27 protein-coding genes are annotated in these 21,339 nt (G+C 58.9%); 17 read left to right on the top strand and 10 right to left on the bottom strand.

Going from position 1 to position 21,339, the window contains the following annotated elements:
• Positions 1–43: 43 nt before the first annotated feature.
• Positions 44–460, bottom strand: a complete 417-nt coding sequence (locus tag BMY73_RS17485) for an NINE protein (RefSeq protein ID WP_062385470.1) — start codon at positions 458–460, stop codon at positions 44–46.
• A 250-nt stretch (positions 461–710) separates the two neighbouring features.
• On the opposite strand from BMY73_RS17485, the gene BMY73_RS17480 reads away from it, so the two are divergent.
• Entirely contained in the window at positions 711–1,442 is a 732-nt protein-coding gene (locus BMY73_RS17480; protein WP_092408629.1) for a C40 family peptidase, read from the top strand.
• A gap of 129 nt (positions 1,443–1,571) precedes the next feature.
• On the opposite strand, the gene BMY73_RS17475 is transcribed toward BMY73_RS17480, so the two are convergent.
• Complete coding sequence (locus BMY73_RS17475) at positions 1,572–2,606, bottom strand: type IV pilus twitching motility protein PilT (protein ID WP_062385473.1); 1,035 nt, start codon at positions 2,604–2,606, stop codon at positions 1,572–1,574.
• A gap of 54 nt (positions 2,607–2,660) precedes the next feature.
• Here BMY73_RS17475 and BMY73_RS17470 point away from each other — a divergent pair, with 54 nt between their 5' ends.
• From BMY73_RS17470 to BMY73_RS28345, 15 genes are all read left to right on the top strand, one after another.
• Positions 2,661–3,347 (top strand): YggS family pyridoxal phosphate-dependent enzyme, encoded by a 687-nt coding sequence (locus tag BMY73_RS17470; RefSeq protein WP_062385475.1) that lies wholly within the window; start codon positions 2,661–2,663, stop codon positions 3,345–3,347.
• A gap of 24 nt (positions 3,348–3,371) precedes the next feature.
• Entirely contained in the window at positions 3,372–4,190 is an 819-nt protein-coding gene (gene proC, locus BMY73_RS17465) for a pyrroline-5-carboxylate reductase (protein WP_092408627.1), read from the top strand.
• 10 nt (positions 4,191–4,200) lie between these two features.
• Positions 4,201–4,791, top strand: a complete 591-nt coding sequence (locus tag BMY73_RS17460; protein WP_062385478.1) for a YggT family protein — start codon at positions 4,201–4,203, stop codon at positions 4,789–4,791.
• Positions 4,792–5,000: 209 nt separating this feature from the next.
• The gene (locus tag BMY73_RS17455; RefSeq protein ID WP_092408625.1) at positions 5,001–6,140 is read left to right on the top strand and encodes a homoserine O-succinyltransferase MetX; all 1,140 of its coding nucleotides are present in this window, start codon (positions 5,001–5,003) and stop codon (positions 6,138–6,140) included.
• A gap of 7 nt (positions 6,141–6,147) precedes the next feature.
• Positions 6,148–6,768, top strand: a complete 621-nt coding sequence (gene metW / locus BMY73_RS17450; protein WP_092408623.1) for a methionine biosynthesis protein MetW — start codon at positions 6,148–6,150, stop codon at positions 6,766–6,768.
• 23 nt (positions 6,769–6,791) lie between these two features.
• A complete protein-coding gene (locus BMY73_RS17445) occupies positions 6,792–7,238 on the top strand; it encodes a DUF4426 domain-containing protein (protein WP_092408621.1) in 447 nt (148 codons plus the stop codon).
• A complete protein-coding gene (rdgB, locus tag BMY73_RS17440; RefSeq protein ID WP_370588149.1) occupies positions 7,238–7,843 on the top strand; it encodes an RdgB/HAM1 family non-canonical purine NTP pyrophosphatase in 606 nt (201 codons plus the stop codon). The genes BMY73_RS17445 and rdgB overlap by 1 nt, the downstream gene beginning before the upstream one ends.
• A complete protein-coding gene (gene hemW / locus BMY73_RS17435; RefSeq protein WP_092408619.1) occupies positions 7,840–9,054 on the top strand; it encodes a radical SAM family heme chaperone HemW in 1,215 nt (404 codons plus the stop codon). The genes rdgB and hemW overlap by 4 nt, the downstream gene beginning before the upstream one ends.
• Before the next feature lie 22 nt (positions 9,055–9,076).
• Positions 9,077–9,400, top strand: a complete 324-nt coding sequence (locus BMY73_RS17430; protein ID WP_062385487.1) for a DUF3392 domain-containing protein — start codon at positions 9,077–9,079, stop codon at positions 9,398–9,400.
• A gap of 374 nt (positions 9,401–9,774) precedes the next feature.
• The gene (locus BMY73_RS17425; protein WP_092408617.1) at positions 9,775–10,926 is read left to right on the top strand and encodes a DUF2515 family protein; all 1,152 of its coding nucleotides are present in this window, start codon (positions 9,775–9,777) and stop codon (positions 10,924–10,926) included.
• A 47-nt stretch (positions 10,927–10,973) separates the two neighbouring features.
• A complete protein-coding gene (locus tag BMY73_RS17420) occupies positions 10,974–11,564 on the top strand; it encodes a hypothetical protein (protein ID WP_256571199.1) in 591 nt (196 codons plus the stop codon).
• A gap of 53 nt (positions 11,565–11,617) precedes the next feature.
• Positions 11,618–12,253, top strand: coding sequence for a hypothetical protein (locus tag BMY73_RS17415; RefSeq protein ID WP_092408613.1), 636 nt, complete (start codon positions 11,618–11,620; stop codon positions 12,251–12,253).
• A gap of 103 nt (positions 12,254–12,356) precedes the next feature.
• Positions 12,357–12,854, top strand: coding sequence for an Hcp family type VI secretion system effector (locus tag BMY73_RS17410; RefSeq protein ID WP_092408611.1), 498 nt, complete (start codon positions 12,357–12,359; stop codon positions 12,852–12,854).
• A gap of 3 nt (positions 12,855–12,857) precedes the next feature.
• A complete protein-coding gene (locus BMY73_RS17405) occupies positions 12,858–13,346 on the top strand; it encodes a hypothetical protein (RefSeq protein WP_092408609.1) in 489 nt (162 codons plus the stop codon).
• Positions 13,325–13,465 (top strand): hypothetical protein, encoded by a 141-nt coding sequence (locus BMY73_RS28345; RefSeq protein WP_175500203.1) that lies wholly within the window; start codon positions 13,325–13,327, stop codon positions 13,463–13,465. The genes BMY73_RS17405 and BMY73_RS28345 overlap by 22 nt, the downstream gene beginning before the upstream one ends.
• 80 nt (positions 13,466–13,545) lie before the next feature.
• Here the strand turns inward: BMY73_RS28345 and trmB are convergent, their stop codons facing one another.
• The 4 genes from trmB to BMY73_RS17385 form a co-directional block, all read right to left on the bottom strand.
• Complete coding sequence (gene trmB, locus BMY73_RS17400; protein WP_062385580.1) at positions 13,546–14,259, bottom strand: tRNA (guanosine(46)-N7)-methyltransferase TrmB; 714 nt, start codon at positions 14,257–14,259, stop codon at positions 13,546–13,548.
• 55 nt (positions 14,260–14,314) lie between these two features.
• Complete coding sequence (locus tag BMY73_RS17395; RefSeq protein ID WP_062385489.1) at positions 14,315–15,109, bottom strand: thiazole synthase; 795 nt, start codon at positions 15,107–15,109, stop codon at positions 14,315–14,317.
• Between the two features lie 74 nt (positions 15,110–15,183).
• Positions 15,184–15,384 (bottom strand): sulfur carrier protein ThiS, encoded by a 201-nt coding sequence (thiS, locus tag BMY73_RS17390; RefSeq protein ID WP_082060903.1) that lies wholly within the window; start codon positions 15,382–15,384, stop codon positions 15,184–15,186.
• A gap of 106 nt (positions 15,385–15,490) precedes the next feature.
• Complete coding sequence (locus tag BMY73_RS17385) at positions 15,491–15,874, bottom strand: DUF423 domain-containing protein (protein ID WP_092408607.1); 384 nt, start codon at positions 15,872–15,874, stop codon at positions 15,491–15,493.
• A 79-nt stretch (positions 15,875–15,953) separates the two neighbouring features.
• Between BMY73_RS17385 and mtgA the strand changes: the two genes are divergently transcribed.
• Positions 15,954–16,664 (top strand): monofunctional biosynthetic peptidoglycan transglycosylase, encoded by a 711-nt coding sequence (gene mtgA, locus BMY73_RS17380; protein WP_092408678.1) that lies wholly within the window; start codon positions 15,954–15,956, stop codon positions 16,662–16,664.
• 184 nt (positions 16,665–16,848) lie between these two features.
• Here mtgA and rpoH read toward each other — a convergent pair whose 3' ends face one another.
• The 4 genes from rpoH to ftsY all read right to left on the bottom strand — a co-directional run bounded on the left by rpoH (position 16,849) and on the right by ftsY (position 21,065).
• A complete protein-coding gene (gene rpoH / locus BMY73_RS17375) occupies positions 16,849–17,703 on the bottom strand; it encodes an RNA polymerase sigma factor RpoH (RefSeq protein WP_062385495.1) in 855 nt (284 codons plus the stop codon).
• A gap of 139 nt (positions 17,704–17,842) precedes the next feature.
• Positions 17,843–18,868, bottom strand: coding sequence for a permease-like cell division protein FtsX (ftsX, locus tag BMY73_RS17370; RefSeq protein WP_062385497.1), 1,026 nt, complete (start codon positions 18,866–18,868; stop codon positions 17,843–17,845).
• Positions 18,865–19,536 carry a cell division ATP-binding protein FtsE gene (ftsE, locus tag BMY73_RS17365; protein ID WP_062385499.1) on the bottom strand — a complete coding sequence of 224 codons (672 nt, stop codon included), beginning with the start codon at positions 19,534–19,536 and terminating at the stop codon, positions 18,865–18,867. The genes ftsX and ftsE overlap by 4 nt, the downstream gene beginning before the upstream one ends.
• Complete coding sequence (gene ftsY / locus BMY73_RS17360) at positions 19,533–21,065, bottom strand: signal recognition particle-docking protein FtsY (RefSeq protein ID WP_092408605.1); 1,533 nt, start codon at positions 21,063–21,065, stop codon at positions 19,533–19,535. Before ftsY ends, ftsE begins: the two co-directional genes overlap by 4 nt.
• Positions 21,066–21,339 lie beyond the last annotated feature (274 nt).

Raw genomic sequence — 21,339 nt, 5'->3', positions numbered from 1 at the left:
GAGTAAGCGTCCTCTGGACCGCAACAGGAACCGAGCGGAAAACTTACCTCCGGGCGTTCTTCATCGAGATCTGATCATTCAGCGTCCAGAAGTCATAAAGCACACCCAGAAACGCAAGCCCGCCCGTCAGCAGATAAAGGATGCCGGTGATCCATTTACCTTGATACATGCGATGGACGCCGAAAATCCCGAGGAACGTCAGCAGAATCCACGCGACGCTGTAATCGGTGGTGCCTGCGTTGAACCTCAAGTCCGCTTCACGATCCATCGACGGGATCAGAAACAGGTCGATCAGCCAGCCAATCCCCAACAACCCGAAGGTGAAAAACCAGATTGTGCCGGTTACCGGCTTGCCGTAATAAAAGCGGTGGGAACCTGTGAATCCGACGATCCACAGCACATAACCCATAACCTTGCTGTGGGTGTCCGGACGTTGAACGTCAGGTTGATAGGTGTTCATTGCTTACCTCGTTTGCACTGATAGAAAAAAATATGCGTAAGTTTTGTGACTTTCGTATCGCCCTCCGACGTATGGTTTGAACCTCTGTTGATTGGCGCAAACCCTTGTTCTGCAAGGTGATGCGCGGAGTCATGTGACAGTTTTGCTGCCGAAACTGACTCTACGGGCAATAAATTGTTCGACAAATGGCCTCAGAAACGATGCAAAAGCTGTTATAAAGTTGCGCGCTGACCACTATGAGCCCTGCCTAATGCGTCCATTTTTCAAGACATGGCTAACTATTTGCCTATTTATGCCATTGGCCGCCCACGCCACCAATCGTGAGCAAACGTTACCTTCGAGCTTTACGGGTTTTACTGCCAAATCCGGATCATCGGAAACCGTATCGCGCACCATTGCCGCACAACGCGCAGCAATTGCCGCCCTCGAAGAAACAGCAACCCCGCTTGAGACTTCAAGCAAAAACAGCCGAGCAACCAAGGGCAAGAAGGCCCACAGTTCTCGCAAGATTTCGCAGAACACCGTCGCCCTCGCTAATGCAGGGCAGCCGGGCACCAAGCAAAGCAGCAATGTGGTAAACCGGGCCGTGAAAGCCATCGGTACTCCTTATCGTTGGGGCGGCACCAGCCCAACCAAAGGCTTCGATTGCAGCGGTCTGGTCAAATATGCGTTCAACGATGTGAGCGAAGTGGATCTGCCACGCACCTCCAATGCCATGGCCGAAGGCCACGGGCAAAAAGTGGATCGTAAAGACCTCAAGCCGGGCGATTTGCTGTTCTTCAACATCAAGAGCCGCAAAGTGAACCACGTCGCCATCTACCTCGGTGACGACAAGTTCGTTCATGCGCCTCGTCGCGGCAAGTCGGTGACCATCGATACGCTGAAAAAGCCGTACTGGGACAGCCACTACGTGGTTGCCAAGCGCGTGCTGCCGAAGCAGGCACCGACGAAGAAAGGCACGGTGCGGATCGCCCAGCGCTGACCCTTGATGTGATGCAGGCACTGTAGGAGCGCGCTTGCCCGCGATGGGTTGTGTCAGACAAAGTATTTGTCACAGACACACCACAATCGCGGGCAAGCGCGCTCCTACAAGTGCATCAATGCATTGCCATCAAAAATTATCAGGCGTCTTCGCTTTTTCGCGCGCGCTTTCCCGGGTGATCAAGCCCTTGCTCACCAAGTCCTTCAGGCACATATCCAGTGTCTGCATCCCCAGTGAACCGCCGGTCTGAATCGACGAATACATCTGCGCCACCTTGTCCTCCCGGATCAGGTTACGGATCGCAGACGTGCCGATCATGATCTCGTGCGCCGCCACCCGACCACCGCCCACTTTCTTGAGCAATGCCTGGGACACGATGGCATGCAGCGACTCGGACAACATCGAGCGAATCATCGATTTTTCCTGAGCCGGGAACACGTCCACGATGCGGTCGATGCTTTTTGCCGCCGACGTGGTGTGCAGCGTGCCGAACACCAGATGCCCGGTTTCCGCGGCGGTCAGGGCGAGCCGAATGGTTTCCAGGTCGCGCAGCTCACCCACCAGAATCACGTCAGGGTCTTCCCGCAACGCCGAACGCAACGCCTCGGCGAAGCCGTGAGTGTCGCGATGCACTTCACGCTGGTTGATCAGGCTCTTTTTGGACTCGTGAACGAATTCGATCGGGTCTTCGATGGTAAGAATGTGGTGGTGTTTGTTGGCGTTCAGGTAATCGATCATTGCAGCGAGCGTCGTCGACTTACCCGATCCGGTCGGCCCGGTCACCAGCACCAGGCCCCGAGGGACGTTCGTAATCTTCCGAAACACTTCCCCCATGCCCAGCTCTTCCATGCTCAGGACCTTCGACGGAATGGTCCGGAACACCGCGCCCGCGCCTCGGTTCTGATTGAACGCGTTGACCCTGAACCGCGCCACGCCCGGCACCTCGAAAGAGAAGTCCGTTTCCAGGTCTTCCTCGAAGTCCTTGCGCTGCCTGTCGTTCATGATGTCGTAAATCAGCGCCTGGACCTCTTTCTGGTCCAATGCCGGCAGATTGATCCGCCGTACATCACCATCGACGCGAATCATTGGTGGCAGGCCGGCAGAGAGATGTAAGTCCGACGCGCCTTGCTTGGCACTGAAGGCAAGCAGCTCGGTAATATCCATACAGCTCCTCATCACATAGAATGCCGCAGACTTTAGCCCTGCTGGCGCAAACCAATGTCCACGATAGCAGAGAACATTTCAACGCTCGCAGAGCGAATTCACACCGCAGCCCAGGCGGCCCATCGCGATCCGGCGTCCGTGGGTCTGCTCGCCGTCAGCAAAACAAAGCCGGCTAGCGAGCTGCGCGAAGCGTACGCCGCAGGGCTTCGCGATTTCGGCGAGAACTACCTGCAGGAAGCCCTCGGCAAACAGACCGAATTGAGCGACCTGCCCTTGATCTGGCATTTCATCGGCCCCATCCAGTCCAACAAGACGCGTGCAATTGCCGAGAACTTCGCCTGGGTACACTCCGTGGATCGTCTGAAAATCGCACAACGCTTGTCCGAACAACGTCCCGCCGATCTGCCCCCGCTCAACATTTGCATTCAGGTCAATGTCAGTGGCGAAGCCAGCAAATCCGGTTGCACGCCTGAAGACCTGCCTGCGCTGGCTCAAGCCATCAGCGCCCTGCCTCATTTGAGATTGCGCGGTTTGATGGCAATTCCCGAACCGACAGAAGACAGCGACGAACAGAACGCTGCTTTTGCTGCTGTACGTACCTTGCAAGATCAACTGAACCTGCCGCTGGACACCCTTTCCATGGGCATGAGCCACGACCTGGAAGCCGCCATCGCACAAGGCGCGACCTGGGTGCGGATCGGCACTGCCCTCTTCGGCGCCCGTAACTATGGGCAGCCCTAACCTTCGCCTCACAGGAAATCGTTCATGAGCAAGACCCGTATCGCGTTCATCGGCGCCGGCAATATGGCGGCGAGTTTGATTGGCGGCATGCGCGCCCAGGGCGTCGAAGCAGAGTTGATACGCGCCAGCGATCCCGGCGCAGAAACCCGCGAGCGTGTGGCCAAAGAGCACGGCATTGAGGTCGTGGCGGATAATGCTGAAGCCATCGAAGGCGCTGATGTGGTGTTGCTGGCGGTGAAACCGCAGATGATGAAAACCGTCTGCGAAGCGCTCAAGCCAGCGCTCAAGCCGAGCCAGTTGCTGGTGTCCATTGCGGCCGGTATCACCTGCGCCAGCATGAAGGCCTGGCTGGGCGAGCAGCCCATCGTCCGCTGCATGCCGAATACCCCCGCGCTGCTGCGTCAGGGGGTGAGCGGACTGTACGCCACCGCTGAAGTCACCCAGGCGCAACGCCAGCAAGCCGAAACCCTGTTGTCCGCAGTGGGTATCGCCCTGTGGGTAGAAGAAGAAACGCAAATCGACGCCGTGACCGCCGTCTCCGGCAGCGGGCCTGCGTATTTCTTTCTGCTGATCGAAGCCATGACCGCTGCAGGCGTGAAGCTGGGGCTGTCCCAAGAGGTCGCTAAACAGCTGGCCGAGCAGACTGCGCTGGGCGCCGCGCGCATGGCCACCGAAAGCGACGTCGATGCCGCCGAGTTGCGTCGTCGCGTCACGTCCCCTGCGGGCACCACTGAAGCCGCGATCAAGTCGTTCCAGGCGGACGGTTTCGAAGCGATGGTAGAAAAAGCGCTTGGCGCCGCAGCACATCGCTCGGCCGAGATGGCCGAACTGTTGGGCAAATAAGGAGCAATTCATGAATGCACTCACCGGCGCCACGATTTTCGTCATCCAGACGCTGATCAGCCTGTACCTGACCATTGTTCTGCTGCGCTTCGTGCTGCAACTGGTCAAAGCCAACTTCTACAACCCGCTCAGCCAGTTCGCCGTGCGCGCCACCCAGCCGCTGCTCAAACCCATCCGCCGCATCGTGCCCAGCGTGTTCGGTCTGGACACATCTTCGCTGCTGTTGGCCATCGTGATCCAGGCGTTGCTGATGGCGTTCGTGCTGATGATGACCTATGGCACCATCGGCGACGTACCGCACCTGCTGATGTGGTCGATCATCGGAATCACCTCGCTGCTGCTGAAAATCTTCTGGGTCGCGATGATCATCATGGTGATCGTGTCCTGGATCGCGCCCGGCACTCACAATCCGGCCGCTGAACTGGCCTACCAGATCAGCGAGCCGATTCTGGCGCCATTCCGCCGCATCATCCCGAACCTGGGCGGCCTGGACATCTCGCCGATCTTCGCTTTCCTGGCGATCCAGGTGCTGCAGTCATACGTCATGCCTGAGCTGGCGGCTTATGCCGGTATGCCGCAGGAGTTGTGGCGGTTGATCTGAAGCATAACTTTGTAGGAGCGCGCTTGCCCGCGATAGCAGTAGATCGGGTTGGTAATTGATACCTGACTCAACACAATCGCGGGCAAGCGCGCTCCTACGCCCTACGGGCAGAATCAAAAGCCATCATCAATCGTTTCAATTATTTACTTTGTTGCCGCTACCCCCCGCGATCTTTAGACTTACGCCTCATTTCAGCGAGAGCAGGGTCGATGTCCACGGTCTTTCCCGAAGATTCTGTCGGTCTAGTCACGCCGCAAACGGCGCATTTCAGCGAGCCTCTGGCGCTGGCCTGCGGTCGCTCGCTGGCCGCCTATGACCTCATCTACGAAACCTACGGCCAGCTCAACGCCGCCAAAAGCAACGCGGTGCTGATCTGTCACGCCTTGTCCGGGCACCACCACGCTGCCGGTTACCACAGCGCCGAAGACCGCAAGCCGGGCTGGTGGGACAGCTGCATCGGCCCTGGCAAACCGATCGACACGAACAAATTCTTCGTCGTCAGCCTGAATAACCTGGGCGGCTGCAACGGCTCGACCGGTCCCAGCAGCATCAACCCGGAAACCGGCAAGCCGTTTGGCGCCGACTTCCCGGTGTTGACCGTCGAAGACTGGGTACACAGCCAGGCACGTCTGGCCGACACCCTGGGCATCATGCAGTGGGCGGCCATCGTCGGCGGCAGTCTGGGCGGCATGCAGGCGCTGCAATGGACCATGACCTACCCGGACCGTGTTCGCCACTGCCTGGCCATTGCATCGGCGCCCAAACTGTCGGCACAGAACATCGCTTTCAACGAAGTCGCTCGGCAGGCGATTCTGACCGATCCCGAATTCCATGGCGGTTCGTTCCAGGAAATGGGCGTGATTCCCAAGCGCGGCCTGATGCTGGCGCGCATGGTCGGGCACATCACCTACCTGTCCGATGACTCCATGGGCGAGAAATTCGGCCGTGGCCTGAAGAGCGAGAAGCTCAACTACGACTTCCACAGCGTCGAGTTTCAGGTCGAAAGCTACCTTCGCTATCAGGGCGAAGAGTTTTCCGGCCGGTTTGACGCCAATACGTACCTGTTGATGACCAAAGCATTGGACTACTTCGACCCGGCTGCGAACTTCAACGACGACCTGGCCGCGACCTTCGCCCACGTCAGCGCGAAATTTTGCGTCATGTCGTTCACCACCGACTGGCGTTTCTCGCCCGCGCGCTCGCGCGAACTGGTGGACGCCCTGATGGCCGCGAAGAAGGACGTCTGTTATCTGGAAATCGACGCACCGCAAGGCCACGACGCCTTCCTGATGCCGATCCCGCGCTACCTGCAGGCCTTCTCCAGCTACATGAACCGAATTGCACTCTGAGGACACCATGAGAGCCGACCTGGAAATCATCCAAGACTGGATACCGGCAGGCAGCCGTGTGCTCGACCTCGGCTGCGGTGACGGCGAGTTGCTGGCCTGGCTGCAGAGCAACAAAAACGTCACGGGCTACGGCCTGGAAAACGACGCCGATAACATTGCCCGCTGCGTTGCGCGCGGTGTCAACGTCATCGAGCAGAATCTGGACAAGGGGCTGGGCAACTTCGCCAGCAACAGCTTCGACGTCGTGGTCATGACCCAGGCCCTTCAGGCCGTTCATTACCCGGACAAGATCCTCGACGAAATGCTGCGCGTCGGTCGTCAATGCATCATTACGTTCCCGAACTTCGGTCACTGGCGTTGCCGCTGGTACCTGGCGAGCAAAGGCCGGATGCCGGTGTCCGAGTTCTTGCCGTACACGTGGTACAACACGCCGAACATCCACTTCTGCACCTTCGAAGACTTCGAAGAACTGTGCCGGGGCCGTTCGGCCAAGGTCATTGATCGGTTGGCCGTCGATCAGCAGCATCGCCACGGTTGGGCCAGCAAGCTATGGCCTAATCTGTTGGGTGAGATCGGCATCTATCGGGTCAGCAGCCCGGGTCTGCAGGACCATCAGATCGCCGTGTGATCCCGACAATAAGGAGAATGATCATGGCTCGTCTGATCGCAATGCTCGGCGTGCTGTTTGCGCTGGCCACTCCGGCCATGGCCGCTGACAGTGCCAGCCCGAACCGACAGCAGCCGTTTGGCGACGTGATCGTTCACTACAACGCGTTTGCATCGGGGCTGCTGCAACCGCAGATCGCCAAAGACAACGGCCTGATCCGCAGCAAAGGGCAGGCCGTCATCAACATCGCGGTGATCAAGGGTGACAAGACCGTCACTGCCAGCGTCGACGGCTCGGTCGCCGATCTGACCGGGCGCAAGAAAGCCCTGAGCTTCAGACCGCTCAGCGAAAACGGTTCGGTCAATTACCTCGCGCAGTTCGCGGTAGAGCCCGACAGTTCGGCCACTTACGTCTTCACGATCAACGTCAAAGCGGGTGATGGCGACACGCACACACTCAGCTTCAACCAACAGATTTTCTCGGACCAATAATGAATTTCACCCAGCTCGTACTGGCCAGCCATAACGCCGGCAAACTCAAAGAACTGCAGGCCATGCTCGGTGGCAGCGTGCAACTGCGCTCGATCGGCGAGTTCAGCAGCGTCGAGCCTGAAGAAACCGGCTTGTCGTTCGTCGAAAACGCGATCCTCAAGGCCCGCAACGCGGCGCGCATTTCCGGTCTGCCTGCGCTGGCCGACGACTCGGGCCTTGCCGTGGATTTCCTCGGCGGCGCACCAGGTATCTATTCAGCCCGCTATGCCGACGGCCAAGGCGATGCCGCCAACAACGCCAAGCTGCTGGACGCCCTTAAAGACGTGCCGCAAGAGCAGCGCGGTGCGCAATTCGTCTGCGTGCTGGCGCTGGTTCGCCATGCCGACGATCCACTGCCCATCCTCTGCGAAGGCCTGTGGCACGGGCGCATCCTCACCGCCGCCAGTGGCGAGCACGGTTTTGGCTACGACCCACTGTTCTGGGTGCCGGAGCGTAATCTGTCGAGCGCCGAACTCAGTCCTGCCGACAAGAACCAGATCAGCCATCGCGCCCGTGCCATGGCGCTTCTGCGCCAGCGTCTGCAACTGGATATCGGGCAGCAATGACGCAGGATTCCACCACCCGGCCGCTGATTCTCGGTGCGGCCGGTTTCAGCTCGGAGCAACCGCGTTCTCCTTTGTCCGAACTGCCGCCACTGTCGCTGTACATCCACATTCCGTGGTGCGTGCGCAAATGCCCGTACTGCGATTTCAACTCCCATACCGCCAGCCCGGTGCTGCCGGAGCAGGAGTACGTGGACGCACTGCTGGCCGACCTCGATCAAGACCTGCCGCACGTCTATGGCCGCGAGCTGAGCACGATTTTCTTTGGCGGTGGAACGCCCAGCCTGTTCAGCGCCGACGCCCTCGGACGCCTGCTCAAGGGCGTTGAGCAGCGCATTCGCTTTGCACCCGACATCGAAATCACGCTGGAGGCGAATCCAGGCACCTTTGAGCAGGTGAAGTTCAGCGCTTATCGCGGCCTCGGTATCAATCGCCTGTCCATCGGCATCCAGAGTTTTCAGGAAGCCAAACTCAAGGCGCTCGGTCGCATTCACAACGGCGATGAGGCCGTTCGCGCTGCCGACATGGCGCGTCAGGCCGGTTTCGACAACTTCAACCTCGACCTGATGCATGGGCTGCCGGATCAATCGCAGGACGATGCCTTGGGTGATTTGCGTCAAGCCATCGCGCTCGCGCCGACGCACCTGTCCTGGTATCAGCTGACGCTCGAGCCGAACACCGTATTCTGGAATCAACCACCGACGCTGCCGGAAGACGACATTCTCTGGGACATTCAGGAAGCGGGTCAGACCCTGCTAAGGGAAAACGGCTACGCGCAATACGAGGTTTCGGCCTACGCACAGGCCGGGCGTGCCGCGCGGCATAACCTGAACTACTGGAGCTTCGGCGACTTCATCGGGATCGGCGCAGGCGCCCACGGCAAGCTCAGCCACCCCGACGGACGTATCGTGCGGACCTGGAAAACGCGTTTGCCCAAGGATTATCTGAACCCCGCCAAGTCGTACCAAGCTGGAGAGAAGCTACTGGCGGTGGACGAAATGCCGTTCGAATTCCTGATGAACGCCTTGCGCCTGACAAAAGGCGTCGATGCTGCATTATTTCAGCGTCGCACCGGTCTAACCGTCGATTCGCTGGCCAGCGCGCGTCAGCAAGCCGAACAACGGGGCTTATTGGAAGCCGATCCGGCCCGGCTGGTCGCCACTGCGCGCGGTCAATTGTTTCTCAATGACCTGCTGCAGTACTTTCTTCTTTAAGGCTTAACGCTAAGGACACTGAATGGACCTCGTACTCGACCTGCTGGCCACCGTCTCGCGCTGGAGTCGCAGCAACCTTTCGGAAATCGCACTGGCGCTGGTGGGCTGCCTGCTGATCCTGTTCGGCGCCGACATCAAAGGCTGGATCGAAGGACGTCTGAGCAGCTTTGCCGGCGCCCTGCGCGTCCCGGTCATGGCTTTGCTGTGCACCATCGGCAGCGGCGCTGCGCTGATCTATGCCACCCCTTGGGTGGTTCGCGGACTGAGCCAGTTCAACAACTACAGCCTGGCGCCGGTGCTCTTGGTGGTGCTGGTGTTGATCGGGGTTGTGGCGGACCGAAAGTGATCCACAGAGCCTGCATCGTTCTCGACCTGTAGGAGCCGGCTTGCTGGCGAATGCGGTGGTCAGTCAACACAAACGTGCTGACCCCACGCATTCGCCAGCAAGCCGGCTCCTACAATGATCGATGTTCGGCACCGATGACTTCAGCGTCAACTCAAGCAATCCTCAGAACCTCAAGCCCCTCATACCATGCCCATTGGAGACTCGGTAAAACAGCGGGTCCGTTTTGAAACAAGTAGGACATTTCTGATTACAAGGAAAAGTCTTTCTGAAGTCTTTTGATACTCACCACGTAGGACTCGTCTTGATTATTGAGGCGATGCGCGCAGGCAGTTTTCGGCTGATAGGGTTCGCCCACATCACCCCGAGACCGTATCATGACCCAGTGTTTTCGAGACCATCCCAGCGATACGCAAGTGCTCAACCAAAGCACCCGGGCGCTGGCCGACTGCGACACCCGATTCATCTACCGGGACGGCGAAAAATACCCGGTTACAGAAATACCGATCCTGACCGGCGAAGGCCTGTGGCGTATCTACCAACGGGAGGCCGAGTCCATCGTCGCGCCCGACGGTGTGCTGATTGCCGACCCGGTGGCGCGCAACCGGGCGATTAACGCCGCCTACGCACGTTTATGGCTCCACGATCAGCGCTTTCAGTGGGCGGGGCTGGCGGCCTTCGCGTCCAAGCAGGTGGGTTGCGGGCTGCTGCACGCCAGGAGCGCCGTCGACCACATCCAGCAAGAAGACGAAGCGCTGAAACACCTGCGCGAACTGCGTGCGCAATCAGGGTTGCTCACGCCAGGCCAGATGGAGCCTCAGGCCGAGGCTTTGGATCGCTACCGACAGGCGGACGCCCAAAATCCCGTGCCATCGCTGGGTATTCGCGGCGACGCCGAGTCGCCGTCCCTGACCTCGCGCCAGTTTCAACACGTCTACGAAATGATGGCGCTGGGCAATACCACACTATTTCTCGACATCTTTCCGCTGCACGCGTTTTACGCCAAGCGTGGGCTGGCGGAGTTTAGGGAGTGTCTTAAGCAACGAGCCAACATTTATGGGCATTCGAAGTTTCCGGTGCTGTGGCCGGTGGCGCAGGAGACGTTGAGATTTGGGCAATCTCATAAACGCATTCTTCTCGGTTTTGAGGCAATTGACCGCGGCGATATCGTTAACAGCGTGGAGCATCTAGCGTGGCATGAGCAAGCCAACATTCTGCAACCGACGATGTACAGCGACACCCAACTGGTCATGCTGTTGCGCGGTAATCATTTTTCCTACGTCACTGGCTTCCCTTCCGGCGTGGCGCAAGCCATTGAGGTGACCCTCGCCAACCAATGTCAGCGTTTGGGCGATGGCCGAACCCTCGAGTTCAGCCGCAACCCGCTGGCGGACCTTTCCGACATTGAGCAGCGGATGCCGTTCGTCTTGAGGGCTGCCAACCGCTTCAACGAACTGCTGAACAGTGACCAACGCCCGGTTGTTGAACAGTCGATCAAGGACATTGCTGCCGGAGCTCCGCTCCTGTGAACCTCAGAAAGTTTCTCAAAGGCCGATGGCGGATCGTCAGCTTTCCGCTGTTGCTCTGGGCGCTGGTTGCCACGGGCCAGATGCTAGTGGAAGCAATCTCCGACGACCCCGAAATCGCGCTGCTCATTGGCGAGCCTTGGGAAGACATGCGCCAAAGGTCAACCGCCAGCATAGAGCCCGCCATACCGGGTCATTATTGGGGTAGATATCCGGACAGCGACGCGAGACTACGTCTGGTAGACCCTAAATATGGCTTCGTCACGCCCAAGGCGCGCTTCTTCTCGATCGCCTTTGATGACGAGCGGGTAAGCGATATACGCATGTCTCCCCAAGTGGAGCCCTTGCTGCTTGATGACGCCCTCAAGATTTTTCTGGACATACAGGACCAATGGCGAAAGGCGGGGTGGACCGTGATATGGCCGGAAACGGACCCCGCCATTGAGGACACGCCCGAGTGGCGAGCCCGATTACGAGACCCCAACAAAGGCGGAACCACTTACTGGCAAGCGGGCGATAAATATCAAGCGTTGTTCTATATCCACCGCTTCAAGGACGTTCGTCACCCCGACGAAGAGCGCTATCTGATAAACCTTGATCTCGGCGCACCTTGGCTGCCTGCACATGTGAAATACAAATGAACGGCCGAATTCATGCGGCGATTCTCCGTCACGTTGGCAGGAGGCTTTGGTTTATGAGCCTCAGAAAACTCCTGAAGGGCCGTTGGCGAATAGTCAGCTTTCCGCTGTTGCTCTGGGCGCTGGTTGCGACGGGCCAGACCTTGGTGGAGGCGATCTCGGACGATCCGGAAATCGCGCTGCTCATTGGCGAGCCTTGGGAAGACATGCGACAGCGCTCAACGGCTTCGATAGGGCCGGCCATCCCAAACGAATACTGGGGAAGATACCCGAAGACCGATGCGAGACTGCGTCTGGTAGACCCTCAATATGGCTTCGTCACACCCAAGGCGCGCTTCTTTGCGATCAGTTTTCGCAACGAACGGGTCGGTAGCGTGCGCATGTCCCCCCAATTGGAACCCTTGCTGCTCGATGATGCCCTCAAGGTTTTTCTGGATATACAGAACCAGTGGCGAGCGGGCGGCTGGGTTCCAATGCGTCGTATCAGTGCGCCACCGATAGAAGACACACCCGAGTGGCGAGCCCGATTACGCGACCCAAACAAAGGCGGAAGGACTTTCTGGCAGGCTGGCGATAAATACCAAGCGTTGTTCTATATCCACCGCTTCAAGGATGACCGCCATCCTGACGAGGAGCGCTACCTGATCACGCTAAATCTCGCCAAGCCCTGGTTGCCTGCCCATGTGGAATAACCAGAGGGCGACTGACACTCGTTCGCTTGAGCGCGCGGCAATTCAGCCCACGGCGCCTCCGTCACCTCTATGACCAATACCCATCACGCAAAGGAGTAGCAACATGCCAACACCTGCCTACATGACGATCAAGGGCAGCCGACAAGGATTGATCAGTGCCGGGGCAATGACGGATGAATCCATTGGCGGTCTCTGGCAGCTCGGCCACGAGGATCAGATTCTCGTTCAGGGCGTGGAGCACGTTGTCAGGGTGCCTAAAGGCGGGACTGCGGGAAAGCGGATGCACACTCCAATGATCATCACAAAGTCCATCGACAAATCATCGCCGCTCATCTTCCATGCCTTCTGTACGGGCGAATCACTGGATGTATGCCGTCTCGATTATTACCGCACTTCCAGTCATGGGACGCAGGAGAACTACTACACCGTTGAGCTTGAAGACGCCGTGATCGTCGGCATAGATGAAATCATGCCGCACTGTCAGGACTTGAGCAGCGCACACTTCACCGTCATGGAAATGGTCCACATCGCCTACCGCAGGATCACCAAGCGCCATGAGGTGTGTCGCACCATGGGGGCTGATGAATGGCAGGAGGGGTAAGGTGTGAAACTAATCTGCCAGACACGCCTGATGCCATGGGAGCGCAATTTCGTTTACTCGCCAGAGCAAGCTCCGAACCTGATGCAGCCGTACTTCAGGCCAGTTTCTCGTTCCTCAGAACTGAAGCACCTACACCGCTCGCTCCCTTTGGGTTCTGAATTTAAAGTGTCGAACACATTTCGTCGAAGGGACTGGCTCTTGATCAGGGATGAGGCTTACTGCTTTGACTGGAAGACCTTCGACAAGGGCTATGAGGAACAGACGTTTGCTCGAACGATTGCAAAGCTGACGGCGGAGCCACCGTTACAGCCCACGAAGAAACCCTTCGAATTCAGGGTCATCGACAGCGAAACAACCGAACCGATGTCGCGACGAAAGTGCAACTTTTACCCCGACGACACCCTCATCGAGCGCAAGACTGACAACGACGGGCTGACGTACTTGTCGTTACACGCTGCGCCAGACGAAATGTGTGTGCGACTGCCCGGCTGACGCCTGCCCTTGGCGTGGTCTTCGGCCTGGGCCAGTTCAGCCACTACAGCCTGGCGCCGGTGTTGTTGGTGGTGCTGGTGTTGATCGGGGTTGTGGCGGACCAAATGATCATCCGCTGACACTCCGCGCTCGCATCGCGGGCACATACCCTGTGGGAGCAAGTTTGCTCGCTCCCACAGGTGACTCATCGCCGGATGAATCAGGCGATCTTTTCGAACTTCAAATCCCAGACCCCGTGCCCGAGACGCTCGCCGCGGCGTTCGAACTTGGTGATCGGACGTTCCGCAGGGCGCGGGACGCATTTGCCGTCTTCGGCCAGGTTGCGATAACCCGGGGCGACGTTCATCACTTCCAGCATGTACTCGGCATACGGTTCCCAGTCGGTGGCCATGTGCAGAATGCCACCCGGCTTGAGCTTGCTGCGCACCAGTGCGGCGAACTCGGCCTGGACGATACGGCGCTTGTGATGACGCGCCTTGTGCCAGGGATCCGGGAAGAACAGCATCAGACGGTCGAGGCTGTTGTCGGCCACGCAGCGGTTGAGCACTTCGATCGCATCACAATCGTAGACCCGCACGTTGGTCAGGCCCTGAGTCAACACGCCGTTCAGCAGAGCACCGACACCCGGTCGGTGCACTTCAACACCGATGAAATCCTGATCAGGCGCAGCGGCGGCCATCTCCAGCAAGGAGTGCCCCATGCCGAAACCTATTTCCAGGGTGCGCGGCGCAGAACGACCGAACACGGCGTCGAAATCCACCGGTGCATCGGCCAATGGCAGCACGAACAGCGGCTTGCCCTGGTCCAGACCCCGCTGCTGGCCTTCGGTCATCCGACCGGCGCGCATCACAAAGCTTTTTATGCGCCGATGATGGCTGTCATCGCCCTGCTCTTTACCGTCTTCGTCGTTCATCACTTCGTCGTCCGGAAGTGCATCGGGCTTTTGCGAATCAATCATCAACAGGCTCTTACTTGATCAGACCATCCAGCGGCGAGGACGCGCTGGCATAGAGTTTTTTCGGCATACGGCCAGCCAGGTAAGCCATACGGCCTGCCAGAATAGCGTGTTTCATGGCTTCGGCCATCAGCACCGGCTGTTGCGCATGAGCGATGGCCGAGTTCATCAGCACCGCTTCGCAGCCCAGTTCCATCGCGATGGTGGCATCGGAAGCTGTGCCGACACCGGCATCGACCAGCACCGGGACTTTAGATTCTTCGAGGATGATCTGCAGGTTGTAAGGATTGCAGATCCCCAGGCCGGTGCCGATGAGACCGGCCAGCGGCATGACCGCGCAACAGCCGATTTCTGCCAACTGGCGAGCGATGATCGGGTCATCGCTGGTATAGACCATCACGTCGAAGCCGTCCTTGACCAGCGTTTCAGCGGCCTTGAGGGTTTCGATGACGTTGGGGAACAGAGTCTTCTGGTCCGCCAGGACTTCCAGCTTGACCAGGTTGTGACCGTCGAGCAGCTCGCGGGCCAGACGGCAGGTGCGTACGGCCTCAATGGCGTCGTAGCAACCAGCGGTGTTGGGCAGGATGGTGTAACGGTCCGGCGGCAGCACGTCGAGCAGGTTCGGTTCGCCCGGGTTCTGACCCAGGTTGGTCCGGCGCACCGCAACGGTGACGATCTCGGCACCCGAGGCTTCAATCGCCAGACGGGTTTCTTCCATATCCTTGTACTTGCCAGTGCCGACCAACAGGCGCGACTGGAAAGTACGACCCGCCACTGTGAACGGCTTGTCGTTACGAACATTGCTCATCGGAAATCCTCTTTACGGTTGAGGTTCTTGCAGTGCTTTCTGGGGCGGGGCGTGGTGCCGTCGGTTATGAGCGACTAGCCGCCGCCGATGGCATGCACCACTTCGACCTGATCGCCTTCGTTCAGCGTGGTGGCTTCGTGCTGGCTGCGCGGGACGATATCCAGATTGAGCTCGACCGCGATTCGACGCCCGACCAGGTCCAGGCGGGTCAGCAATGCCGCAACGGTCGCGCCGTCGGGCAGTTCAAAGGATTCACCGTTCAATTGAATGCGCATGCGAAGGGCAGCCATCATTTTAGGGGGCGAGCATTCTAGCCCGATCAGCCGGGATGACCAAGGCAAAGGCACGCCATTCGTCTCAACCCGGACCTGCGGGTCAGGCTTACAGGGTGTCCATGCCCAGACGCCAGGCCGTCCAGCCGAGAATGAACCAGCCTATCAAAAAGCACAGTCCGCCAATGGGCGTGATAATGCCCAGTTTGCTCACGCCGGTCAGCGTCAGCAGATAAAGGCTGCCAGAGAATAGGATGATGCCGAGCGTGAACGCGACTCCCGCATAGGCGACCAGTCGCCCCTGAATCTGCATTGCCAGCAGGGCAACGCCGAAGATCGCCAACGCATGAATCAATTGGTAGAGCACCCCGGTATGGAAGATCGCCAGGTACTCGGGGCTGAGTCGATTTTTAAGGGCGTGAGCCGCAAAAGCCCCCAACGCGACGCCAGTGAATCCAAAGAATGCGGCCAACATCAGAAACGTTCGTAACATATGCAACTCCAGGCAAAGTCGTCCAATGGCGCGTGGTCTGTATAATGGCCCGCTCAACGGGTTCGGCCAAGCCATCTCTATGCTGCGTTTCCTCCTTCGTCGTGTCGCTAAAGGCCTGCTCTGGTTCGCAGCGGCAAGTGTCGTACTGGTTTTGATCTTCCGCTGGGTCCCTCCGCCGTTCACGGCGTTGATGGTGGAGCGCAAGGTCGAATCCTGGTTCAACGGCCAACCCATTGATCTGCAGCGCGACTGGGAGCCATGGGAGAAAATCTCCGACGACCTGAAAGTCGCGGTCATTGCCGGCGAAGACCAGAAGTTCGCCGAGCATTGGGGTTTCGATATCGACGCCATCCAGGCCGCACTGGTTCACAATGAGCGTGGCGGTTCCATCCGGGGCGCCAGCACCCTGAGCCAGCAAGTCTCCAAGAACCTGTTCCTGTGGTCCGGCCGCAGCTATCTGCGCAAAGGTCTGGAGGCGTGGTTCACCGCGCTCATCGAGGTGTTCTGGTCCAAGCAACGGATCCTTGAGGTCTACCTCAACAGCGTCGAATGGGACGACGGGGTATTCGGCGCCCAGGCGGCCGCGCAGCATCACTTCCACGTCAATGCCAACCAGCTCTCGATGCAACAGGCCAGCTATCTGGCCGCCGTGCTGCCCAATCCGCGCGAGTGGAGCGCCAGCAATCCCAGCAGCTATGTCTCGCGGCGCGCTGGATGGATTCGTCAGCAGATGCGCCAGTTGGGCGGGGATGAGTATCTGGTGGAGTTGAATCACAGCCGTAAGTGGTGATGATCAGCGACAACATCGGACTGTAGGAGCGCGCTTGCCCGCGATGGCGGTCTGCCTGACACGTACATAGCGGCTGATGAGATGCAATCGCGGGCAAGCGCGCTCCTACACTGAATGGCCCCGCAGCATGAAAACAAAAACGCCCCGATCATCTCGGGGCGTTTTTCATTTCAGCGCTTGGCGCTTAGGCAGCAATCGACAGCTTGAGCTTGTTCATCGCGCTCTTTTCGAGCTGGCGAATACGCTCGGCGGACACTTTGTATTTCTCCGCCAGGTCATGGAGCGTGGCTTTCTCTTCCGCCAACCAGCGCTGGTAGAGGATGTCACGGCTGCGTTCGTCGAGCACGTTCAGCGCTTCGTGCAGGTTGGCAGTCGAACTGTCGGTCCAGTCGGAATCCTCCAGCTGACGTGCCGGATCGTAACGATGGTCTTCCAGGTAGTTGGCCGGCGACTGGAACGCGCTGTCATCGTCTGCTTCTGCAGCCGGATCAAACGCCATGTCGTGACCGGTCAGACGGCTTTCCATTTCACGCACTTCACGAGGCTCAACACCGAGGCTTTCGGCCACGCGATGCACTTCCTCGTTGTTCAGCCACGCCAGACGCTTCTTCTGGCTGCGCAGATTGAAGAACAGCTTGCGCTGAGCCTTGGTGGTCGCGACTTTCACGATCCGCCAGTTGCGCAGGATGAACTCGTGAATCTCGGCCTTGATCCAGTGTACGGCGAACGACACCAGACGCACGCCCATCTCTGGGTTGAAACGCTTCACGGCCTTCATGAGGCCGACGTTACCTTCCTGGATCAGGTCAGCCTGAGCCAGTCCATAACCGGAATAACTGCGTGCGATGTGCACGACAAAACGCAGGTGGGCGAGCACCATCTGCCGAGCCGCCCCTAAATCCTGCTCGTAATAGAGACTCTCGGCCAGTTCACGCTCCTGCTCGGGCGTCAGCAACGGAATGCTGTTCACCGTGTGCACATAGGCTTCCAGGTTTGCACCCGGAACCAAGGCATAAGCAGGTTGCAAAGAATTGGTCATACGAAAAAACCTCCGACACATGACTCGTGCAGTTCAGCACTGCAAAGATTGACCGGGAACCGCTATACAAGTTCCCTTAGCTGAAAAGTCAATAGATGAAACAAAATTTACGCTACAAACATTACCTGAACATTAAAACTCAACGAGGTGCCAGCTCTCTCAAATGGCGTGCGACGGCAATCCACGCACCGATATACCCCAACAACACCGCCCCTAGCAAGAGTGATAGACCATCGGCCATGGGCACGCCCGCCAGGGAGAAATTGCTACCGTACAGCCCCGCAAGCCGGACCACGGCTTCGTTGAGCCAGTCCAGACCAAACGCCAGTACGCCCCACGAGAGAATCCCCGCGCCGAACCCGTACAGCGCTCCCATATAAAGGAAGGGTCTGCGCACGTAGCTGTCAGTGCCGCCTACCAGTTTGATGACTTCAATTTCGGTACGACGGTTCTCAATGTGCAGACGGATGGTATTGCCGATGACCAGCAAAAGCGCGACCACCAACAACACCGTCAACCCGAACACGAAGCGATCACCCAGTTTGAGGATCGCTGCCAGACGCTCGACCCAGACCAGATCCAGCTGAGCCTGCTGCACCTTCGGCAATTCAGCGAGACGTGTACGTAACGCCTCCAGCGCCGCTTTGTCAACCTCTTGTGGCGTGACAAGCACAACGCCCGGCAGCGGGTTTTCAGGCAACTCCTTGAGCGCTTCGCCCAGACCGGATTGCTGCTGGAACTCGCCCAGCGCCTGATCGCGGCTAATGTACTCCGCTTCGGCGACGCCGGGCATTCCTTTGATCTGCGTGACCAGTCCTTCGCCCTCGCTGGGTGAAGCATCCAGTTGCAGATACAGCGAGATTTGCGCCGCACGCTGCCACGAGCCACCCAACCGTTCGACGTTGCTCAGCAATAACGACAGGCCCATGGGCAGACTCAGCGCCACAGCCATGACCAGGCAGGTAAAAAAGCTGCCTATTGGCTGTTTGCCCAGACGGCGAAGACTGTCCAGCAGACTGGAGCGATGAGCCTCGACCCAGGCATTGAACAACATGCCAAAACTTGGGCCGTCGTCGTCATCGTGCTTCTTTTTCTTCTGCGGGCCAGGCTGGGCTGCCTTTGGCGCAACGCGCTCAGACACCTTGGGGCTGCGAGTGGCACTCATACGCCAGCCTCCCCATCACCGATCAGTCGACCGCGTTGCAGCGTCAACATGCGATGGCGCATACGCGCGATCAGGGCCAGGTCGTGACTGGCGATCAGTACGCTGGTGCCCAGACGGTTGATGTCTTCGAATACGCCCATGATTTCTGCCGCCAAGCGTGGATCGAGGTTACCCGTCGGTTCATCCGCCAGGAGCAAGGCCGGGCGATGGACGATGGCGCGGGCGATACCCACGCGCTGCTGTTGCCCTGTGGACAAGTCACCGGGGTACAGCTCGGCTTTGTCCGACAGCGCCACGCGCTCTAGCGCAGAGTCGACGCGCTTGGTCACTTCCGGCTTGGACAGACCAAGAATCTGCAACGGCAACGCGACGTTATTGAACACCGTGCGATCGAACAGCAACTGATGGTTCTGGAACACTACACCGATCTGTCGACGCAGAAACGGAATCTGAGCCGTGCTGATCTGGCCCAGGTCCTGCCCGGCCAGCAGCAGCTTGCCGGTGGTCGGGCGCTCCATCGCCAGCAACAGACGGAGCAAGGTACTTTTACCGGCACCCGAGTGACCGGTCACGAACAGAAACTCGCCACGACGCACTCGAAAGCTCAGCTCATGCAAGCCGACGTGTCCGTTCGGATAGCGTTTACCGACCTGTTCGAAACGAATCATGTGCGCTCCCGCTCGGCGAAAAGGGCTTGAACGAAGGGTTCAGCCTCGAAAGTACGCAGATCGTCGATGCCCTCACCAACCCCGACGTAGCGAATCGGCAAACCGAACTGCTTGGCCAATGCGAAGATCACGCCGCCTTTGGCGGTACCGTCGAGCTTGGTCAACGCCAGCCCGGTCAACTGGACCGTCTGGTTGAACTGCTTGGCCTGATTGATCGCGTTCTGACCGGTGCCCGCATCGAGCACCAGTAGCACTTCGTGCGGCGCCTGCTCGTCGAGCTTGCCGATCACGCGGCGAACCTTTTTCAGTTCTTCCATCAGGTTGTCTTTGGTATGCAGACGACCGGCAGTGTCGGCAATCAGCACGTCGATGCCCCGCGCCTTGGCGGCCTGCACGGCGTCAAAGATCACCGAAGCGGAATCGGCACCAGTGTGCTGGGCGATGACCGGGATCTTGTTGCGCTCGCCCCAGACCTGCAATTGCTCGACAGCAGCAGCACGGAAGGTGTCTCCCGCCGCCAGCATGACTTTCTTGCCTTCCAGTTGAAGTTTCTTCGCCAGCTTGCCGATGGTGGTGGTCTTGCCCGCACCGTTGACGCCCACGACCAAAATCACGAAAGGCTTGTGCTCGGATTTGATCACCAGGGGCGCTTCCACCGGCTTAAGCATTTCGGTCAGCTCGCTTTGCAACGACTTGTAGAGCGCATCGCTGTCGGTCAGTTGCTTGCGCGCGACTTTCTGCGTCAGGTTGCGCACGATCAGCGAAGTGGCTTCGACACCCACGTCAGCCGTCAACAAGCGGGTTTCCAGTTCATCGAGCATGTCGTCGTCGATGGCTTTCTTGCCCAGAAAGAGGCTGGCCATGCCTTCGCCCAGGCTGGCGCTGGTCTTGGACAGGCCCTGCTTGAGACGCGCGAAGAAACCGGGTTGTTTCGCCTCGGCGGGTACGGGTGCCGGTGCGGCGGGCGCTTCGACAACCGGTACAACCGGGGTGGCGACCGGAGCCGGCGTGATCGGGGACGACTGCGACATCGCGGGCAAATCATCACCGGCCACAGGGTCAGGCAAAGCAACAGGGATCGGCTCGATTGACGGGGGCACCTCGAACGACGTGGTGTCCACTACCGCAGGTTGCGCAGGCGAATGCGGGGTGGCGACGTCAGATTGCACATGAGAAGCGGTGTGAGCCGGGATCTCGGGAGTCACGTGCGGCTCGCTCTCAGGCGTCAATGCGACCGGTTCTTCGGCAACCGGCAATCTCAGCCAGGGCTCGCTGGAAGGCGGTTCGCCGATCGGCGCGGGCTCGTGAGCGGTAATGACCTCTGGCACGGGCTCGGCAGGTATTGCAGGGGCAATCTGCGACTCAGCAGCAACCGGCGTCTGTTCGACGACAGGCTCGGGGGCTGCTGCAGGTAAATCTTTTGGCTGTTCTGCGACGGTTTCCTGCGGCTTTTTGCGCAGCCATCCGAACAGGCCTTTCTTCTCGCCAGCCGGGGCTGGGGTCTTCTTGTCGTCGTTGGAACCAAACATGGAGGACGGCTATCTCAAGGTAGCGACGCGCCAGAGCGGCGCCTCTGAAAAATTCTGTCAATGCGAAACAGACTGCTTTTATGTCTGCTTGTTCATCTGTTGGCCGAGCGACGCTTTATTCGACAATCGCTCAACACTCCCGGCAATCCCTACAGAAATGCGCCATAGCGGCGGATTTCATCGTAGTCCGATTCCCAAGCATGAGTCTTAGACATAGTCGGCAGCCAAACTGGCCGCTATCCTAACACCCCCGCGCCCGCCGACGCTAAGTTCA

Source organism: Pseudomonas sp. NFACC02, assembly GCF_900110765.1.
Classification (GTDB): Bacteria; Pseudomonadota; Gammaproteobacteria; order Pseudomonadales; family Pseudomonadaceae; genus Aquipseudomonas.
The sequence above is the reverse complement of the archived record's forward strand: the minus strand, read 5'-3'. Positions and strand labels throughout refer to the sequence as shown.

Coding starts and splice junctions, on each gene's coding strand:
- BMY73_RS17445 (WP_092408621.1), top strand. CDS start 6,792: ATGGCTCGTCTGATCGCAATGCTCGGCGTGCTGTTTGCGCTGGCCACT.
- trmB (WP_062385580.1), bottom strand. CDS start 14,259: ATGAACGACGAAGACGGTAAAGAGCAGGGCGATGACAGCCATCATCGG.
- BMY73_RS17455 (WP_092408625.1), top strand. CDS start 5,001: ATGTCCACGGTCTTTCCCGAAGATTCTGTCGGTCTAGTCACGCCGCAA.
- BMY73_RS17415 (WP_092408613.1), top strand. CDS start 11,618: ATGAGCCTCAGAAAACTCCTGAAGGGCCGTTGGCGAATAGTCAGCTTT.
- BMY73_RS17430 (WP_062385487.1), top strand. CDS start 9,077: ATGGACCTCGTACTCGACCTGCTGGCCACCGTCTCGCGCTGGAGTCGC.
- ftsX (WP_062385497.1), bottom strand. CDS start 18,868: ATGAGTGCCACTCGCAGCCCCAAGGTGTCTGAGCGCGTTGCGCCAAAG.
- BMY73_RS17475 (WP_062385473.1), bottom strand. CDS start 2,606: ATGGATATTACCGAGCTGCTTGCCTTCAGTGCCAAGCAAGGCGCGTCG.
- proC (WP_092408627.1), top strand. CDS start 3,372: ATGAGCAAGACCCGTATCGCGTTCATCGGCGCCGGCAATATGGCGGCG.
- BMY73_RS17410 (WP_092408611.1), top strand. CDS start 12,357: ATGCCAACACCTGCCTACATGACGATCAAGGGCAGCCGACAAGGATTG.
- BMY73_RS17480 (WP_092408629.1), top strand. CDS start 711: ATGCGTCCATTTTTCAAGACATGGCTAACTATTTGCCTATTTATGCCA.
- mtgA (WP_092408678.1), top strand. CDS start 15,954: ATGCTGCGTTTCCTCCTTCGTCGTGTCGCTAAAGGCCTGCTCTGGTTC.
- rdgB (WP_370588149.1), top strand. CDS start 7,238: ATGAATTTCACCCAGCTCGTACTGGCCAGCCATAACGCCGGCAAACTC.
- rpoH (WP_062385495.1), bottom strand. CDS start 17,703: ATGACCAATTCTTTGCAACCTGCTTATGCCTTGGTTCCGGGTGCAAAC.
- BMY73_RS17470 (WP_062385475.1), top strand. CDS start 2,661: ATGTCCACGATAGCAGAGAACATTTCAACGCTCGCAGAGCGAATTCAC.
- BMY73_RS17485 (WP_062385470.1), bottom strand. CDS start 460: ATGAACACCTATCAACCTGACGTTCAACGTCCGGACACCCACAGCAAG.
- BMY73_RS17385 (WP_092408607.1), bottom strand. CDS start 15,874: ATGTTACGAACGTTTCTGATGTTGGCCGCATTCTTTGGATTCACTGGC.
- ftsE (WP_062385499.1), bottom strand. CDS start 19,536: ATGATTCGTTTCGAACAGGTCGGTAAACGCTATCCGAACGGACACGTC.
- BMY73_RS17425 (WP_092408617.1), top strand. CDS start 9,775: ATGACCCAGTGTTTTCGAGACCATCCCAGCGATACGCAAGTGCTCAAC.
- metW (WP_092408623.1), top strand. CDS start 6,148: ATGAGAGCCGACCTGGAAATCATCCAAGACTGGATACCGGCAGGCAGC.
- hemW (WP_092408619.1), top strand. CDS start 7,840: ATGACGCAGGATTCCACCACCCGGCCGCTGATTCTCGGTGCGGCCGGT.
- ftsY (WP_092408605.1), bottom strand. CDS start 21,065: ATGTTTGGTTCCAACGACGACAAGAAGACCCCAGCCCCGGCTGGCGAG.
- BMY73_RS17395 (WP_062385489.1), bottom strand. CDS start 15,109: ATGAGCAATGTTCGTAACGACAAGCCGTTCACAGTGGCGGGTCGTACT.
- thiS (WP_082060903.1), bottom strand. CDS start 15,384: ATGCGCATTCAATTGAACGGTGAATCCTTTGAACTGCCCGACGGCGCG.
- BMY73_RS17460 (WP_062385478.1), top strand. CDS start 4,201: ATGAATGCACTCACCGGCGCCACGATTTTCGTCATCCAGACGCTGATC.